Annotated in this window: 14 protein-coding genes, 1 rRNA gene and 2 pseudogenes; 8 read left to right on the forward strand and 9 right to left on the reverse strand. The window is 38.8% G+C overall.

Translation table 11 applies throughout. The features are described from left to right. Positions 1–65, reverse strand: a 16S ribosomal RNA gene (locus DSM106972_RS25520); the annotation flags it as partial. 601 nt (positions 66–666) lie between these two features. Here DSM106972_RS25520 and DSM106972_RS25525 point away from each other — a divergent pair. After that, a complete protein-coding gene (locus DSM106972_RS25525; protein ID WP_127083349.1) occupies positions 667–2,244 on the forward strand; it encodes a metallophosphoesterase family protein in 1,578 nt (525 codons plus the stop codon). A 374-nt stretch (positions 2,245–2,618) separates the two neighbouring features. Here the strand turns inward: DSM106972_RS25525 and tnpA are convergent, their stop codons facing one another. Continuing rightward, positions 2,619–3,032 (reverse strand): IS200/IS605 family transposase, encoded by a 414-nt coding sequence (gene tnpA, locus DSM106972_RS25530; RefSeq protein WP_186538551.1) that lies wholly within the window; start codon positions 3,030–3,032, stop codon positions 2,619–2,621. A 129-nt stretch (positions 3,033–3,161) separates the two neighbouring features. On the opposite strand from tnpA, the gene DSM106972_RS25535 reads away from it, so the two are divergent. Next, a complete protein-coding gene (locus tag DSM106972_RS25535) occupies positions 3,162–4,604 on the forward strand; it encodes an RNA-guided endonuclease InsQ/TnpB family protein (RefSeq protein ID WP_127083351.1) in 1,443 nt (480 codons plus the stop codon). A gap of 63 nt (positions 4,605–4,667) precedes the next feature. Here the strand turns inward: DSM106972_RS25535 and DSM106972_RS56205 are convergent, their stop codons facing one another. Further along, entirely contained in the window at positions 4,668–4,805 is a 138-nt protein-coding gene (locus DSM106972_RS56205) for an SUMF1/EgtB/PvdO family nonheme iron enzyme (RefSeq protein ID WP_524536062.1), read from the reverse strand. Positions 4,806–5,191: 386 nt separating this feature from the next. Between DSM106972_RS56205 and DSM106972_RS25545 the strand changes: the two are divergent. After that, a pseudogene (locus DSM106972_RS25545) lies at positions 5,192–5,653 on the forward strand (AAA family ATPase); the annotation flags it as partial. 111 nt (positions 5,654–5,764) lie between these two features. Next, positions 5,765–6,597 (forward strand): annotated as a pseudogene (locus tag DSM106972_RS25550) (cytochrome P450); the annotation flags it as partial. Positions 6,598–6,833: 236 nt separating this feature from the next. Here DSM106972_RS25550 and DSM106972_RS25555 read toward each other — a convergent pair. Then, the gene (locus tag DSM106972_RS25555; protein ID WP_201800788.1) at positions 6,834–6,989 is read right to left on the reverse strand and encodes a hypothetical protein; all 156 of its coding nucleotides are present in this window, start codon (positions 6,987–6,989) and stop codon (positions 6,834–6,836) included. A gap of 330 nt (positions 6,990–7,319) precedes the next feature. On the opposite strand from DSM106972_RS25555, the gene DSM106972_RS25560 reads away from it, so the two are divergent. Continuing rightward, a complete protein-coding gene (locus DSM106972_RS25560; protein ID WP_127083353.1) occupies positions 7,320–8,795 on the forward strand; it encodes a TldD/PmbA family protein in 1,476 nt (491 codons plus the stop codon). 63 nt (positions 8,796–8,858) lie between these two features. After that, entirely contained in the window at positions 8,859–10,205 is a 1,347-nt protein-coding gene (locus tag DSM106972_RS25565; RefSeq protein ID WP_127083354.1) for a TldD/PmbA family protein, read from the forward strand. A 70-nt stretch (positions 10,206–10,275) separates the two neighbouring features. Here the strand turns inward: DSM106972_RS25565 and DSM106972_RS25570 are convergent, their stop codons facing one another. The 5 genes from DSM106972_RS25570 to DSM106972_RS54980 form a co-directional block, all read right to left on the reverse strand. After that, the gene (locus tag DSM106972_RS25570) at positions 10,276–10,737 is read right to left on the reverse strand and encodes a pentapeptide repeat-containing protein (RefSeq protein WP_127083355.1); all 462 of its coding nucleotides are present in this window, start codon (positions 10,735–10,737) and stop codon (positions 10,276–10,278) included. A 341-nt stretch (positions 10,738–11,078) separates the two neighbouring features. Beyond that, the gene (locus DSM106972_RS25575) at positions 11,079–11,522 is read right to left on the reverse strand and encodes a hypothetical protein (protein ID WP_127083356.1); all 444 of its coding nucleotides are present in this window, start codon (positions 11,520–11,522) and stop codon (positions 11,079–11,081) included. 268 nt (positions 11,523–11,790) lie between these two features. Next, positions 11,791–12,621, reverse strand: coding sequence for a response regulator transcription factor (locus DSM106972_RS25580; RefSeq protein ID WP_127083357.1), 831 nt, complete (start codon positions 12,619–12,621; stop codon positions 11,791–11,793). 41 nt (positions 12,622–12,662) lie between these two features. Further along, entirely contained in the window at positions 12,663–14,555 is a 1,893-nt protein-coding gene (locus tag DSM106972_RS25585; RefSeq protein ID WP_127083358.1) for a scytonemin biosynthesis sensor histidine kinase, read from the reverse strand. 1,139 nt (positions 14,556–15,694) lie between these two features. Continuing rightward, positions 15,695–15,826 (reverse strand): hypothetical protein, encoded by a 132-nt coding sequence (locus DSM106972_RS54980; protein WP_267901154.1) that lies wholly within the window; start codon positions 15,824–15,826, stop codon positions 15,695–15,697. Here DSM106972_RS54980 and scyA point away from each other — a divergent pair. Both scyA and scyB read left to right on the forward strand, forming a co-directional pair. Further along, on the forward strand, positions 15,825–17,666 hold the full coding sequence (scyA, locus tag DSM106972_RS25590) for a scytonemin biosynthesis protein ScyA (RefSeq protein ID WP_127083359.1): 1,842 nt from the start codon (positions 15,825–15,827) through the stop codon (positions 17,664–17,666). The two genes, DSM106972_RS54980 and scyA, sit on opposite strands and share 2 nt — an antisense overlap. Positions 17,667–17,732: 66 nt before the next feature. After that, the gene (gene scyB, locus DSM106972_RS25595; protein ID WP_127083360.1) at positions 17,733–18,797 is read left to right on the forward strand and encodes a tryptophan dehydrogenase ScyB; all 1,065 of its coding nucleotides are present in this window, start codon (positions 17,733–17,735) and stop codon (positions 18,795–18,797) included. Positions 18,798–18,805: the final 8 nt, after the last annotated feature.

Raw genomic sequence — 18,805 nt, forward strand, 5'->3', positions numbered from 1 at the left:
TCGACTTGCATGTGTTAAGCATACCGCCAGCGTTCATCCTGAGCCAGGATCAAACTCTCCGTTTTGGATTTAGTGTCTGCAGAACTGATGAATCAGTTATTACTAGGCACTTGTTTGTTTAGCTCGAAATAGCTGATTTAAACCTCAGCAAAAGTTAATTTCTTTACATTGCTAACGCAAATGTTATACTGGCTATCAAACTATATAATTTTCATGGTTCGACCACTTGACGAACGGCGCTCTCTCGCGCTCGCTCATCAGCGACTTATCTAATATAGCGAGAGCATAAGGAAGTGTCAACACTTTTTTCAAAGAAATTTGAAAATATTTTTTTAGTTGCCTGAAACTCTTGTCTGGTATAAGTTTTAGCTTACATGCTAGCCTTACATGACTATTGAAGGCGCCCCCATATATAGATAATCTTGCAGGTGCCCCTAATATGTTTAATGACAGGCGCCTATATGTTGGGTAGGAATATTGGCAACGGATGATGAGCGGATGTAACGGATAGGTAATTTTAACTTAAACAGTAAGAAGTTTTACATGCCAAAAATGTCATATAAAGCGTTGGGAAACGGTAATTATAGCTAATTTGTACCGTTTGCTGATTTTCTATACACCAAATTAATAGGTAGAATCGTGGTGCGACACAGGAGTTTTCAAAACATGAAATTCATATCTGAAGCATCCACATCGGTCAAAATTCAGAAAATGAAAGAACGAGTGCGTTGGCGCCACTCTAGCATTACTGCGCGCAACATTGATCAAACTAGCATGGTGCTAGATAACGGCAAACAGGACAACCCGGATTTTTCATTTATGGTAATTGGGGATAGTGGAACCAAACCATATCCAGGGTTCCATCCTCAAAGAAAAGTTGCCGAAATGATGCTTCCACACCAAGAAGAATGTAGTTTTGTACTCCATACAGGTGATGTAATATACGTTGTAGGCTCACAAGAATACTATCCGCAAAATTTTATTGAGCCATATCGGGAATTTATACAGGGGGGAGAAAACTTTAGAAATATCCCTTATAACCGAATCACTTTCAATCAGACACCGATTTTACCAGTTTTAGGCAACCACGACTATTATGATGTGCCCTTAATGTCACGCTTAGTAGCAGGAAGCACGAAACTGTTACGGCAATTCTTTCGGTACAGAGATATTGAAATTGGTTGGCACGGTTCAGAACAAGGAAACGCATTCGCACAAGCATTTATTGACTGCTTAGATAATATCCGCTCACCTCAAATGCTAGCTGAACATTTAGATACTCACTATACAGCTAAAACCGATGCAGGATTTTGCTTACGCTATGAACCAGGAATTTTTACCCGCGTCCCAAATCGTTATTACACCTTTCGTTATGGTGGAATTGACTTTTTTGCGCTTGACTCCGACACCTTCAACATGCCATCACCCATACCCTCAACTAGACAGGGAGACGAAAAACGGCGCCAACTTTCCAAACAGCGTCATGATATAGAAGCAGAAGAAATTCAAATTCTCGACGATATTACCAAGCTTAATCCTGAAAACAGCGACCATGCACAACAGCTAGATGAACTCAACGCTAAATTAAATCAAATCGATGAAGTCAAAATAGATATTGAAAAGCAACTTACATCGAGTTCAAGAAGCAACTTAATTGACTGGGAACAACTAGACTGGCTTAAAAAACGTCTCATAGAATCTTGGCATAGCGACGAAGTACGGGGACGAATTATATTTTTCCACCATCCCCCCTATGTTACCGAAGCAACAAAATGGCACCAAGCGCAAACCCTAGCAGTGCGTCATCGTTTACGAGAAGTATTCGATGCAGTTGCACGAACATTAGGTTCACAAAATAGCGAACGTCCAATTGTTGATTTAATTTTAAATGGCCACGCTCACTGCCTTGAACATTTACGAACCACCAACACCGGACATGCAGACTCCAATATAAATTGTATAGTCTCTGGTGGAAGCGGTCATCGTCCAAGGCGCCAACGCAAAGAAGGCAACGAATTAATGGAAAAATTCATGACTCCTACAGGAATTGATAACCGTAAAGTCGCTGAGTCATATTTATTTGCTGGTCGCAATGGACACAATGAAATGCGGCGCCTGCCTTACACATTTGTACGTATCGATGTAAAAGCTGGAAACCCACCTAAATTCACCGCGCGTCCTTTTGTAGCTGAATGGTATCAAGATAAATGGAGCAATATTACTCTAGAACCATTTGAATTTTAAAAATCTTGATTTGATCCCCCCTTGCCCCCCTTAATAAGGGGGGAATAAGATTTGAAGCCCTGCTTATTCAGTTAACAATCAGATTTGAAGCCCCCCTTATTAAGGGGGGTTGGGGGGATTGTTATTTTTAACTAAGTAGTATTGGGGTTGGGAGGATGTAATTTAAAAACCTACATAATATTAGAAGTCGGGCAACTGTTCAGTAAAAACCTACCAAGCTACCCAACTCAGTTTTATATTCGCAATATTGTCACCAACATCGCTGGAGCAGTTTCTGGACTCTTCTTTAACTAATTCGCGGAATTCCCCACCCTCTACGCAGTAGGGTGGGGATGGATAGCGCGTAAAAAGTTGGGGTTCGATGCCCCAACTTTTTACTCTCTCCCACCTGATTGATTTTGAATATACTGTTTTACCGTTTCTAGTGGGGCACCTCCACAAGACACAATACATTTTGAGTCGTGCCAAAGTTTAGCCTTACCCCAATAGTATTTATCAATTGTAGATTTATATTTTTCTCTCAATATTCTACTGCTTGCTGATTTTAGGGATGCTATCAAATCAGAAATATTGTTATCTGGGTGCAAGTCAACAAGTAAATGCACATGGTCTGGCTCCCCATTACAATCCTCTAAGTTAGATTTATTTGCCACTAGTACACGCTCAAACACTTCCTTCATATCATCAATCATTTGTTGCGTAAATATCTTGCGCCTGTACTTAGTCACAAATACTACATGCAGGTGAATAGAAAAAACGACGTGTGAACCGCTTCTCAACTTAGTCATAAAGATTTCTTGTCATATCCAGAAAGTATGCTATATTAATTGTAGTCAAATATATCGAGTCAAGCAACTTATGGTAGTGATATTATTGCTAGCGAGTGATTGTGTAATTTTCGAGTGAGTGTTTTGGCTATGTCATTTAAGAGTAAAGAGCAAAAAGAGTTAGATAAGGAGAAAAACAAAAATACATATGTTTCAACTGTTGTACAGCATCTTAAATTATCCAATCTAGGCTATGCTGTAATATCCGATATCTTGGAACATGCAAACAGTTTATACAATACCTTGACCTACAACTTAAGACAGGGTTTTTTTGTATACAACACATTGAATTTTCAGTCTATAGCATATGATTTACAGACTGATTTCAAAGAAAATTACCATTACAAGATGTTGCAATCGCAAGCCGCACAGTCTGTATGTCATAAAGTGGCTGAGAATTTCAAATCATTCAAACAGCTTTTAGATAAGCATTATGTTGATGGTTCTAAAAAGCCAAACTTACCAGGATATCGTATTTCTGGAGGAATGTTTGAAGTTACTTACCCTGGTCAAACAATCAAGATTGAAGTAGAACATGGGATAAGATTTGCTATCATTTCAACCGGAATACAGTTTAGGAAGCAGCGTAAAGAAGATGTCGTAGGGACTAAATTGAATGAATATATAAAACTGCGAGTTCCTGACTCTGTAGATACTACGACACTTGTTGAATTGACAATAACATCAAAGCACAGACAGATTTACGCACATTGGGTATGCAGGAAGAAAAACGTTCATGTGCGTAGCAAATTTGTTACAACATTAGATAAATCAAATGTTCTAGGAATAGATATTGGTCTAAATAACTTTGTAACTTGTATTCCTAATACAGGAGAACAAGGTTTTATCATAAATGGAAGACCATTAAAGGCAATAAATCAGTTTTATAACAAGACTGTATCCAAGCTGAAAAAAGGTAAGGACGTAAATTTCTGGAGTGGTAGCCTAGCGTCTTCAACCCAAACCAGAAACAACCAAGTGCGTGATTTTATCAAAAAATCTGCTCGTACAATAATTAACAAATGTTTAGAATCAGGAATAGGGAAAATAATATTTGGTTGGAACGAAGGCATCAAGAATGAGATAGATAACGGACGTGTCAATAATCAAAATTTCGTACAGGTGCCGTTCACCGCATTGCGTGACACGCTCAAATATCTCTGTGAAAGATACGGTATAGATTTTATAGTTGTAGAAGAATCATATACCTCAAAAATGTCATTTTTTGATGGTGATGAATTACCCGTATTCGGAAAAGAAACCGAAGCTCAGAAAAAACTAAAACCTTCTGGGAGAAGAACAAGACGCGGAGAATACAAAACAGCTACCGGAATAGTTATCAATGCTGATGCTCAGGGCGCATCTAATATTTTGAGAAAGGCAAAAATTGACACATCTAAAATAACTTACAAAGTGTGTCAAGTTCTCAAAACAATCAACATCTGGATAGGTAAAAAATTACCATCACGTAAAGGCACGGTTGCTAGCTTGTCTAGTAGCACGGCTATAGGACTCACTGAACCGAGTCAGTAAATTAGAAACCCCATCCGCCATGCGGTGGGGTGGTTCATTACTCTCCTAACAAATTCCCATTTGCTAGCTCACAAGTAGAAGAGCGCTCGCTTCACCAACCACAACCCGAAAACCAACGTTGTTGTTGTCGTTGTTGTTGTAGTTGCGGGATGCCGAACGACAGTTTTGAGGATTGTTGTTCCACGAACCGCCGCGCAACATCTAAGAGTGCCTACCCCATGTTCAGTTTCTGAAATAGCACAGGCAGGGATGCCTGTTCCACAAGAGATTTGAATAGCATTATATATATCATTGTTGGGGAGCTATAAGACAAAATCTTCAAAAATCTTTGTACGCAGGCGCCATGTATTCAAGAACAGATAAATGGTTTGGAAAAAGAAATAGCTCAAATTGAAAAAGAAATTAAAAAATTACGTTTATCTTCAAATATAAATGATTCTTCACAATATAGAACTTACAATATAGAATGGAAAAATAAATTATCAAAAATTGATTTTAAGTCATCAAAAAAAAATATTAATTTGTCAAATTTTAAGTGTTTTAGTATATCATATTAGTAACTAATAAATCATAAAGTTTTGAATTTTATGGCACGATATACATTTTACGCTAAACCAGAAAATCGTCCTAATGATTCTCACCCAAAATCTCCGACAAAACCAGAATCATATATTGCAGATAAGGAGCTAATTCAAGCAGTAAATCTAGCAATTTATTTAAGAAGACCATTATTACTAGAAGGAGAAGCAGGCTGTGGTAAAACGCGGTTAGCTTCTGCTGTTGCCTATGAATTGCGATTACCCTTTCACCGATGGGATATTCGTTCAACTAGTAAAGCTCAGGATGGTTTGTATACTTATGATGCTATCCGGCGCCTGCACGATGTTCAAGTTAAGCAACTAGACCCTAATCTTAATTATAACCCAAGTGATGCTAAGAATTATCGAAAGTTCGGCGCCTTGGGCAAAGCGTTTAATTGTAAAGATTGTCCTGCTGTTGTATTAATCGACGAAATAGATAAAGCTGACCTAGATTTTCCTAATGATTTAGGCTCTTGCGTACCTAACGTGCTAAATTAATATTATAATGCCAAGAAAGTAAAGCTCTAATTTCAAAATTGCGAAAGTTCCTAAAGCCAAATCCATTTCGTTTTATTAGCTTTAAGTTCTAGCTTTCTACTTTACCCAATTCTACAACAAGATTTAGGCGCCTGGAGTCCTTGGGGTAAGTTTGTGCGTCAGCGTCAGGAAATAGATGATTTACTTTATGCTGAAATTTCTGAACGTCGCTCATCTAAACAAAGTTCTGAAAGTGTTGATATTTTTTCTTTATTAATGCAAGCGCGCGACGAAAATGGCGACCCGATGACTGATGAAGAATTACGGGATGAGTTACTAACTTTGCTATTTGTCGGACATGAAACTACAGCAACAGCAATGGCTTGGGGTTTATATTGGAGTCACCATTTGCCGGAAGTTCAGAACAAATTATTACAAGAAATAAACTCTTTAGGCAATCCTGACCCAATGGATATTTTCAGACTACCCTATTTGAGTGCTTTTTGTAATGAGACTTTACGCATTCATCCTGTAGTAATGTTAACTTTTAGTAGACTAGTTCAAGAACCTGTTGAACTTCTGAGAAAACCACTGGAACCAGGTACACGAGTAATGGGCTGTATATACCTTGTACACCATAGAGAAGATTTATACCCAAATCCAACGAATTTAGACCAGAGCGTTTTTTGGAACGGCAATATTCACAATATGAATTTATGCCTTTTGGTGGTGGCGCCCGTCGTTGCATTGGTGACGCATTAGCAATATTTGAAATGAAATTGGTTTTGGCTACTATTCTCTCACGCTACGAGATGAAATTGGTGACTGGAAATGAAAAACCACAACGTCGCGGAGTTACACTGGCGCCTGCCAATGGAGTAAAAATGATTATCACTAATCAGCGAGTTCCTCAAAAGCAACCAGCAGTAGTATAGTACGGCAATTTACTAAGTTTGGCGCCTGATATTGGACAAATATAAGTACAAACTACAATAATTAAATATTATTCAGTATTAAAAATAACAAGCTTTATTGAGTCCTCTTTAAGAGGACTTATACCCGACCGCATAGGGGTCTTCAACCCGATGCAGGTATGAACGCAGCCCAAAATCTATAAGTGGGCGCGTAAGGTATGGAACGTTATTGCCTTAACAATAAACTTCGTATGGTTTTAAGCTGCCGTTGATACAACCTGAAATGGTATATTCTCTAGAACAACTTGTGGCAACTGACCTGATCCAAGAACCTCTTTTGCGTCAAGAATTTCTACACCAACTAAAACTTCACCTGCACCAATATTTAGTGCTATTTCATCATTTAACCGCAAAGTACGACATTCATGACATCAATCGACTAGGCGAATATAAAGTGAGTAATCACTACAATTTCTGTCTCGCTTTCGGCAACGATTGGCGAAACTCGTTTAATAGCATAGAAGCGCCTGTCAACACTATAACAACACAATAGACAGGCAGGGATGCCTGCTCCACAATCACAATATAGTTGTTTAGAATCAACTATCCGTTACATCCGTTTTATCCGTTGCCAGTTTCGGTATCTTCTACCTTGTGCTTACCTATAGGGGTTGTACGGATTTGTTAGACTATTCACAACAGCAAGCAATCTTAACAAAACCACTCCTCTAGTAGAGCAACTTATGCTAATTACAGATAATTTACTTGTTTCTAAGCAACTCCCGACTCTCGAATATTCCTCGACGCAGGAAAGATTCGATGATACTTGGGAAGCTCCTTTGTCTACCCTTCTAGGTTTAGGACGTGCGGCAGGCGCCGATTTTATTGAGTTTTTTCTAGAGCGCGTTAACTATATAAGTTGTCTTGCTGAGGATGATACGATTACAAGCATTACTCCTCGCCTTTCTACTGGTGCGGGTGTACGTGTGTTTTTGGGCAAAGCTGATTGCTATGTTACAACTAACGACCTTTCTTTTAATGGTTTGAAAGCTGCGTTAGAAAAAGCTCTTGGAATTATGGGTTTGCAGTTGCCTGCTCCGAATGCTTTTATTCCTGAGATTAATTTAGAACTTTTACGAGATTACGCTACTAAACGCGGTAAAGATGGCTGGTTGCCGTTGTGTAGTGAAATACGCGAGATGGGCGAAGTTCTTATTGATGGTACGGCACAACTTCAAAGAACTGCTAGTCATATTCAATCTCGTCGCGCGACTTATTTCCGTGACTGGCAAGAAGTTTTAGTTGCTGCTAGTGATGGTACTTTTGCTCGCGATATTCGCCTTACTCAGTCGGTAGGTTTCAATTTGTTGTGTGCTGATGGCGCCAACCGCACTTCTATTGCTGAACGTGCAGGTAATACAAGTGACCCTAATTTCTTGCGTACTTGGGATTATAAAGAAGCATCAGAACATATTTCTGAGTCGGCTGGTAAAATGCTGTATGCCGATTATGTCGAATCAGGTACTTATCCAATTATCATGGCGAACCACTTTGGTGGTGTAATTTTCCATGAAGCTTGTGGACACTTGCTCGAAACTACTCAAATTGAACGCAAAACAACCCCCTTTGCAGACAAAAAAGGTGAGAAAATTGCTCACGAAAGTTTGACTGCATGGGATGAAGGACGTTCAGAAAATGCCTTCGGTACTATTGACATGGACGACGAAGGAATGCCCGCACAACGCACTTTATTGATAGAAAAAGGCGTTTTGAAGAATTTCTTGGCTGATAGAGCGGGTTCTATGCGTACTGGACACCCCCGTACAGGTAGCGGAAGGCGCCAAAACTTCACGTTTGCGGCTGCTAGTAGAATGCGGAATACTTATATTGCAACTGGTGATTATACTCTCGATAATGTTTTTGCCTCTGTTGACAAAGGTATTTACTGTAAAAAAATGGGTGGTGGTAGCGTTGGCGCCACTGGGCAATTCAACTTTGGTGTTGATGAAGCTTATTTAATTGAGAATGGCAAAATTACTAAGCCGCTTAAAGGCGCCATTTTGATTGGGGAAGCTAAGGAAATTATGAACAAGATTTCGATGTGTTCACAAGATTTGTCTTTGGCGCCTGGTTTCTGTGGTTCTGTAAGTGGCAGTATTTATACTACTGTGGGTCAACCTCATATCAAAGTTGACTCCATTACTGTTGGTGGACGTTAATTGTTTTATTGGTTGGGTTATGTTCCTCTACCCAACCTACTCATGTAAATTCTAAATATACATATGGCAAAAATTCAAGATATCGCTTCTGCGGCGAAGGACAGTGCAAGCAAACTTGGGATTAAGAAGTTTGATATTTATGGTTCGAGTGTTGACTCTACTAGTGTACAGGTAGACCAAGGTGAACCAAGACAAGTTAAGGCTTCCAATTTGTCGGGTGTGACGGTACGTGTTTGGAACGATGATAATACTGTTGGTGTCACTAGTACTACTGATGTTGATACCAAAGGATTAGAGTTAGCTTTGAAAACAGCTTATGAAGCGAGCTTTTTTGGAGTCAAGGAAAATGTTCCTGACTTTAGCCCAGAAGCAACAGCACCTCTAAATATAGATAATTCTTCCACAGAGAAAGTTGAACAGGCGCCTGTTAATGAGTTAATTCAAAGCTTGATATCAGCCGAAAAACAATTAATGGCAAAGCATCCTGCAATTAAGGGTGTACCGTACAATAATTTATCGCAGCGTGATGTCGATAGATTTTACCTTAATAGTGATGGCGCCTTGAGAACTGAGTCACACTCGTTAGCTTCTGTGTATCTATATAGTAAGACAGAAGAGGAAGGTAAAAAACCCCGTAGTGGTGGAGCCTTTAGAATTAGTCATGGTGTCAAAAATTTAGATGTCGATGGCTGTATTCAAGAAACTGCCGATAAAACAATTAGCCATCTGAATTACGAAAAAGTTCAAACTGGTAAATACACCGTCGTATTTTCACCCGAAGCTTTCTTGAGTTTGCTTGGCGCCTTCTCTAACTTATACAATGCTCAAAGCATTCTCGATAAACAAAGCCTTTCAACTCCCGATGATATTGGCAAACAAATAGCATCACCTTTACTTAGCGTATATGATGACGGATTGCACCCAGCGAATGTTGGCGCCGAATCTTTTGATGGTGAAGGAACTCCAACACGCAAAGTTTCTTTAATCGAAAATGGAGTTTTAAAAGGATTCCTTCATAGCGCAGGTACAGCAAAGCGACTTAATGCTCAACCTACAGGAAATGCGAGTATAGGCGCCAAAGTTAGTGTGGGCCCCAATTTCTACCATGTTTACTCTGGGGCGCCTGCAGAGAAAGAATATAGCTTAGATACTTCTGAAAATGTCATTTTAATAGATGATTTGCAAGCACTTCATGCAGGTGTGAAGGCGCTTCAAGGCTCGTTTTCATTACCTTTTGACGGATGGATAGTCAATAAAGGTGTGAAAACAAGTATCGAATCAGCAACTGTTGCAGGGGATTTCCTGTCAGTTTTAAATTCGATTATATATATAGAGAAAGAACCTGAACTAACTCCTTCTGGTGTTTGCCCACGAGTTTGGGTTGAAGAACTTTCTATTACTGGAGAGTAAAATTAACGTGGAACAGGCATCCTGCCTGTCCTACAAATATACATAGACAGGCAAGATGCCTATCCTACTATTAATATTCTCCACCAATGCCGATGTTAACGTTGTAAATTTCGGTTCCTGTCCAGTTAACACCAATAACGTTGGCGCCATCGAGGTCATTACTAACAAAATGCGCGTCTGTAAGGTTTACGTTAGTTAAGTTAGCGTTGTTCATGCTAACGCTGTTGATAAATGCTGATGTGAGGTTGGCAGATTGAAGATTCGCGCCTGTTAAATCTGCTCCTTCTAAGTTAGCGTTTTTGAGGTTGGCGCCTTTTAAATTAGCGTTTCGTAAATCAGCCCCTATCAAATGGGCGCCTTGAAGATTTGCACCACTGAGGTTACATCCGCTACATTCTCTTGTTTCAATTAATTTCCGGACGTTACTGCTAACGCTTGTATTTGTATTTGTAGTAGTGCCTTGCGCTCCAGCAGGAGATACAAAAGCAAAAGCACTCATTAGAGCAACTGCTGCAAAAAATTTAGTTTTCATGTTTTTCTCCTCCACGCTATCTAACACTTTGTATAAACAATTAGTACGCTCCGGCTGGTTGAAATCAACACGATAGTACTATTTTGCTTGGTTTTTCGGTCTTGTACTTATTTGCTACACTACCATTGTCGCCCATTCCAGAAAAATTACATCGTGCTTCAGCAGTACTTATAAATCTCTCGCTGGGTTGAAAGCCTTTTAATACAAAGCGCGTGGGGATATACGTATATATATAGTAAGTTATTAAGTTTTAGATAAGATTTACTCGAATAAATGGTGCCAAACCAAAAACTGTCACAAGTGTATTTTCATACTAGGCGCCTTGAATGCTAATATAGTGTCTATACGAATAAAGCTGGTATTAATTGTTTTGAAGACTGGTGTAAAATTGTATGACTTACAAATGCACAAGCAAACTCAACCAAATTTTGTTTAACATAACAGATTGACACCGAGACGTTTACGGTTAGATTAGTCTTTGTCTGGTAATGTGATAATAATTTAGTTGAACCATTTTTTTTAAGAAGATTCCATATATCATCCCAATTTTGCGATACAAGCGAAGTATCTATATCGACTAATGTCATTTCTAAAAGTTCTTGACGTGAGTATTCGCTTAGACAACACATCGCATCATTAATATAGGTAAATTGCCCATACTCATTTACACAAAATTCAGCTTGGATAGCACAACCTATATTCAAATTATTGAATAAGCAATTTTCATGTAGTCCATATCCTAAATGCAAATTAATTTCTAACAAGCCATTATCGTAAAAATCCACTGTAGTAGGTTACCTTATTTTGTGAAGAGATAGTAACGTAAGCTGAACATATGTACTTGGAGTCGCACGGCAAAAGCGTTAGAGTCCTTAACACAGTTGTAAGTATATATGGACATTACTTAGTAGCATCGTTACTAAATTCTACTTATACAAGTATTAGCAGTGTCATCTATCTAAAGTAGTAGATTGAGGTGCGAATGCATATATATGAAATTTATAAATCTACCACTTGATAGAGAAAAGCTGTATTTTCATTTTAGCAAGCAGCTCAACCTGTCAACATATTTCTCAATCTACGCATTGACTGATGCTTCTTTCTCCAAGTTTGTGGGGGAATATCATGATGTTGACGGAATTGACGTGAGAAGTGACAAGCATTTTGATAGCCAAGAGCGGTAGAAATTTGCTCAATAGTTTGCTTGCTTTCTTGAAGTAATTCGCGTGCAGCAGACATTCGTCGTTTAACAATCCAGCCGTTTACAGTGTCTCCGGTTTGTTTTGCAACTCGGTGTGTTAAGTATGCTGCTGAATAACCGACTGCGCTAGCTACGTCGCATAATGTAATGCCTAAATGAAAATTAGCTTCGATATAATCGAATACTTCCTGAAGCTGAGTATTTTTAGGAAATATAGACTCTGGCTTTGAGTTTGCGTTTTTATCTGGCGAAATATTTTCAACTATTTGGTTGCATTCGCGCGTGTACCATTCTTTCAAATGCTTCTGCTTTCTTAACTGAGCTGTAATTGTTCGTGTCAACTCATCTAACGTTGATGGCTTTGTAACAAAATCATCTGCTCCCATTTCCATACCTTTGCGAATGTCTGTTTTGGCGCCACTTCCAGCTAAAAATATGAATGGAATAATTGCTGTTACTGGGTCGTCTTGTAATACGCTTAAAACATCATAACCGCTGATATCTGGCATTACGACATCGCAAATAATAACATCGGGGAGATGCGTTTGCACTTTTTGAATGCCAAGTATACCATTTTCGGCGCCAATTGTGTTGAAGCCTTCAGCAGATAGCCCATCTAAATATAAATTACGAGTGGTTCTGTCGTCTTCGATGATTAGGACTGTTTTTGGTAATGTTTTCATAGTTAGCAATAAATTGTGTAAATAGTGAATTCTTGACTTTTTTAAGTAGGTAAGGTGACTACAAACTGAGTTCCAGTGCCCACCTGACTTTCGACGCTAATTTCACCGCAGTGTAACTCAACAAGAGTTTTTACAATTGATAAGCCCAACCCAGTACCCGCAATACTATCGATATTGCTGCCTCGGTAAAATGGCTCAAATATGTGCGGTTTATCAATGGCTGGAATACCAATGCCTTTGTCTCTTACTTGAAAGATAATACTTTTATCTTTTCGCATAATTTCTAAGGTTACGGTAGTACCTAGCGGAGAGTATTTGATGGCATTTGACAATAAATTATTGAGAATGTGGTGTAGAAATTTGGGGTCTAAACAAACTGCTATACAGTTTTCTGGACTAATAACATTAATAAATTTCTGGTTGCCGTTAGCTATTTGAACTTGTATGGCAATGTCACGACAGAATTTATCTAGGTCAATTTCGCTAGGATGAAATTCTAACTTTGCTGCATCTGCTTTACCATATAAAAGAATATCATCTAATAAATGACTCAGTTGTTCTACAGCAGTTAAAATCAAATCTAAATAAGAACGATTTTTTTCTTCATTCCACTGGTGAATGTGTCGTCTCAACAAATCTGCTGAAAACGAAACTATATTTAACGGTGTACGAAATTGATGGCAGAGCATTGAAACAAACCGTTCGCGTAACTCGCTAAGATGTTTTGCTTGTTCCAAAGCTTGACGCACTTCTGACTCAGCTTGTTTATAATCGGTAATGTCGATTGCTGTAATTAATTCTACAGATTCGTCGCTGAAATCAAAAACACCATTAGTTAATGCAACTGTACAAGCCAACCATCTTTTAACTCCCCTTTTAGTAACAACCTGCATTTCCTGATATTCACTTGCACCTCCACTAGACTTATTAACCTGTCGTAAGCGTTTGTTTACTAGCAGTTGATTTAGAGGAACCTCATTTAACAGTTGTTCGAGTGTATATCCAGTCAGAGTTTCAGCAGCTGGGTTAACGTAACATAAATTGGAATCTTTAATTAGAAAAATGCTAGCTTGATTAGTTTCTGCTAAAACCCGAAAACGAGCTTCATTAAGCCGTAACGCTTGCTCAGTTTTTTGAGACTCAGTGATATCCCATATACTCCATACCCGACCGATAATTTTGTTGTCTAAACGATGCGGTTCGGAATAATGCGCGAAAATTCTTCCGTCTTTGAGTTCAATTAAATCATAACGCTCTATTTCTAATTGCGCTGGCATCTCCCAAACAGAGGAACGAAAAACTTCTATGTCTTTAACCTGAGACTCGAAAAATGCTTTCGCACGTCCACAACCTTTAGTCAAACGAACTTCTGAAGGCAGGCGCCACATATCCATAAATTTTTGGTTGTAGCAAAGAACTTCACCTTCAAAATTAACAGCAAGTATTCCGTTAGCCGAAGACTCAAAGGTAGAACGCAAAAGTGCGAGCGAGGACTCCAGCTCTGCTTCTTTCTTTTTATAAGCAGAAGAAAATTCCGTTGATGAAAATTCAGTTGGAGAATATGAGTTTGTATTTAGCTGGTCTAAATTTTTTGGATGATGTACATATCCACATCCAATACTTAGTCCATTTTCTTCAGCATAAATAATCGACATCTCAATTGGAATTAGTTGACCAATTTGAGTTGTTAATTGTGAAGCTAAATTTACTCTTGTATGCTGCAACTTTCGCCATATGTTTTCCCAATTATGAATAATCTCCGCATCGATATCGAATAAAGACATTCTCATTAACTGGTCGCGCGAGTATCCGCTTAAATGACACATCGCATCATTAACATACATAAAAGACCCTGACTCATTGATGCAAAATGCTGCATCAGCGGCTCGATTTAATATTAAATCAGCGAATAATCGGTTTTCTAATACAAACATTCTGTCGAGCCAGCACTTAATGGTTAATAGACACAGATTTCTGTACCTCTTCTGCCTCTAGCTTATAAAAATCTAGTTTTAGATTTATCTAGCCTAAGACGAATGGAGATTTACAGTTAATTCAGTTGTTGGAACTTAGCCGATGTTGTTAACACTTACGAATACTATAAACAATATTAAAATAAATATATAGTTTATCAACATAAAATTCACAATTTCTTTATATTTGGATGTTAACAAGATTTTGAATGCACAAAACACGGCGTTTGCCTTTTAAACAAACCCGTTTGCAGACTCTATATATTAAAAAATTATTAGTAAATTAAGATAATGAATAATACAAATTTAAGCCGTAAATCCAAATGCAAAAATAAATCTTTGTATAAATCATTGTAGAATTAGTGACAATTATTACTTCGATAACATCAATTTCTATTTGGTCAAAATTTTAAGGTAATTTTACTGATACACCTCTGTGCATATAGATTCAATAAGGATACTTAGCTTAAATCTTAATAAAATAATGATCATTTTTAGCTCTCTAATTGCCTTCATTGGGATTTAACTACAAATATGTTTACGGAGTCATCTATCGTAAGAAATACGGTAAAGCATGAATATACTGAGTCTTTATTATGCATCTATCTAAAGAAAGACATTATGTATAGATATAGTGTGTGTATTATCACATTCATTTTTTACTTACGCTTAGAAGTAGAACTTTAGCACAAAATTGTAGAAACCTGGTTTCTTGCTCGATAACTTGTGATAAAAACAAGGATTTTGTCTAGAAACCCGGTTTCTTGATCGATAAATTGTAATAAAAAAAAGGATTTTGCTTAAAAATCGGGTTTCTTAGTGATAAGTCCTAAAGTGTGGGATCATATTTTTTGCGTATATCAAGAGTATTACAAAATACAAGTATCAGTATCATTCCATGTATAGATGCGTATCTAATAAAAAATGATAGCTGTTGTTATAGAGCATACACAGAAAGAATTGACAACCCAATCAAAAGAAAATTCATTGCACTTAAGAATGAAGCTCTTGTACTGTTACTAGTGTGAAAACAAATCAAAACTAATGTTAAGTTTTTAACTCACTACTGAAATGTAGCGGGTGTAACAGTTTTCTTCAGATTAATTCAAGCTGTTTTTACGCTCGTTGTGAGCGTCAAGCAGTTCACGGCGCCGATGTTTTGGCTGTAAGTGTAGGTTCAGCTTGGATGATAGATAACAAGCGACGGCAAGTAATTTAGGAATCAACAACATGGGCCATAACAACACCACATCTGCAATTGCCTCTAAAACCCAGGCAAGTACGAGATATGTATCAGGTGATGGCGGTTCAATAGAACCAAGAACTAGTAATTTAAAACAAACTCTTGCAGTACAACCGCTTAACGTTGCGGAAGCAGTTGTGCAAATGTTAGAGAATTTAGGAATCGAAAGCGCGCACGGTGTTGCTGGTGGAGCAATGGCGACATTATGGGGAGCGCTATCGAACAGCAAGGTGCAAGTTCTTAACTACCGCCATGAAACTGGCGCCGCATTTGCTGCCGCCGAAGCGTACTTTGCATCAGACTGTCCAACTGTGACTTTTACCACGGCAGGACCTGGTATTACAAATGCCCTAACTGGATTATTCGCAGCGCGCGGTGAAGGAGCAAAAGTTATTTTACTCTCAGCTTGTACTTCTGCTCCACAACGTGGACGTTGGGCAATACAAGAAACGAGTAGTCATACTTTACCTACCGACGGCATTTTTACGTCTGGTACACTATTTAATTACGCAATTACAATTGAGTCACCCGCTCAACTACCACAAATTTTCCGCCGACTAGCATTAGGTTTAGCACAACCAGGCGGTTTTGTAGCGCATTTAAGTATTCCCACAGCAGTTCAAAATACCCCCGTTGATAGCGTCGTCATTCCTCAAATGACAACGAACTGTTCTTCAATGGCAGTGAGTGAAAATGTAATCACGCAAACAATCCAGATGCTTAGTGAAGGACCCTTTGCTATTTGGTTAGGGTTTGGCGCCCGTCATGCAAGTAAAGAAATTCTTGAACTAGCCGAACGTACTGGCGCCGCTGTAATGTGTTCACCACGTGGAAAAGGTATTTTCCCGGAAAACCACTCGCAGTTTATTGGTGTAACAGGTTTAGGTGGACATGGTTCAGTCATGAGCCACATGCAAGAGCAAACTCCTTTACATACCTTAGTATTAGGAACTCGTTTGGGTGAGCCAACATCGTTCTGGAATCCAACAATGATTCCTCCCGGCGGTTTTATTCACGTAGATAGTGACGCGGAAGTACCTGGAGTTGCTTTTCCAAATGCTCCAACTTTTCCGGTTCAATGTGACATCAAAACTTTTGTGCAAGCACTTCTCGACCGCTTGCCAATAGACTTTCCTTCAACATCGACGTTAACACTTCCCAATCCTGAGAAAGACGAAATCAAAGAAGCCACAGTACCACTTGTACGACCTGAAGTGTTGATGGAAGCAATTCAAAAAGTAATTGTCGAAGGTAGTGATGCCATTGTGATGGCGGAGTCAGGAAATTCTTTCACTTGGTCAACACATTGTCTGAGATTTCCAGAGGCAAACCGTTACCGCGTTAGTACTGGTGTTGGTTCAATGGGTCATGTTGCGACTGGAGTCGTAGGCGCCGCATTTGCACGTAAAGGTAAAGCAGTTGCAATAGTTGGCGACGGTTCGATGTTGATGAATAACGAAATCAACACTGCCGTTAAATATGGAATTCCTGCTGTGTGGATTGTACTCAACGATGCCCGCTACAACATGTGTTATCAAGGTATGCAAATGTTGGGGATGACAGGCGCCGATGCGACAATGCCCGAAACTGACTTTGTAATGGTTGCTCGTGGGATGGGCGCCGAAGGTGTTCGTGTTGAGAACGAATCAGATTTAGAAAGCGCGCTTGTTATGGCGATGAAATCATCTGAACCCTTCGTGATTGATGTGATGATAGACCCAAATAGAAAGGCGCCTTCAAAAGGACGTAACCAAGGTTTAGCAGCGCTAGGAGTCAAATCAACTCCAACCAAATCTACAACAGAACAAATTTCATTCCCCAATATTTAACAGAAATCGTAGAAACCCGGTTTCTTTGTAGTTCATTGAGTGAGAAGCAACTAGCAATCGTAAAAAATGGTTAATTTATTTGAAAACGTTAGCGAAATGGGTCATGAGCAAGTACTTTTCTGTCATGGTAAAGACCCAGATATCAAAGCAATAATCGCTATCCATGACACAACTTTAGGCCCAGCAATGGGAGCAACACGTTTGTATCCATATCCAAACGAAGAAGCTGCACTTAATGATGCATTGCGTCTAAGTCGCGGCATGACGTACAAAGCTGCATGTGCTAATATTCCTGCAGGTGGTGGTAAAGCTGTAATTATTGCTAAACCCGAACAAAAAACCGATGAATTGCTTCGTGCTTACGGGCAATTTATACAAAAATTAAATGGACGTTTTATCACTGGACAAGATATAAATCTCACCCCAGCAGATGTACGTACAATTAGTCAAGAAACAAGATTTGTTGTTGGAGTAGAGGAAAAATCGGGTGGTCCGGCTCCTGTAACTGCTTGGGGAGTATTTTTAGGTATTAAAGCTGCCGCACAGTTTCAATTAAAAACTGTAGATTTACAAGGAATTAAGGTTGCTGTGCAAGGTTTAGGAAATGTTGGCAAGAATGTTTGTCAGCATTTATATGAAAACGGCGCCAAATTATATGTTACTGATATAAGTCCCGAAAAAGCTGAAGAAGTCAGAAACTTGTATGGTGCAACTGTAGTAGAACCAGACGAGATTTTTTCACAAGATGTAGATATTTTCTCACCTTGTGCAATGGGTGGTATCTTGAATAGTCAAACAATACCACAATTGCGCGCTTCTATAATAGCAGGCGCCGCAAATAATCAGCTTGGGCAAGAAAAACTTCATGGTCAAATGTTAACCGATAAAGGTATTACATATTGTCCTGATTATGTAATTAATGCGGGTGGACTTATCAACGTCTATAACGAAATGATAGGTTATAACGAAGAGAAAGCTTTTCAGCAAGTAAATAATATTTACGATACTTTACTAGAAATATTCACTCGTGCCCACGAGAGAGGTATCACAACTAATGATGCTTCTAAGCTCATAGCTGAAGACAGAATTATGAAGGCAAGAAAGAGTAGTTATCAACCTATTGCTGCATAGGGGAAAAA

Origin of the sequence: Dulcicalothrix desertica PCC 7102, from assembly GCF_003991905.1 — a bacterium.
In the GTDB taxonomy this organism is placed as follows: domain Bacteria; phylum Cyanobacteriota; class Cyanobacteriia; order Cyanobacteriales; family Nostocaceae; genus Dulcicalothrix; species Dulcicalothrix desertica.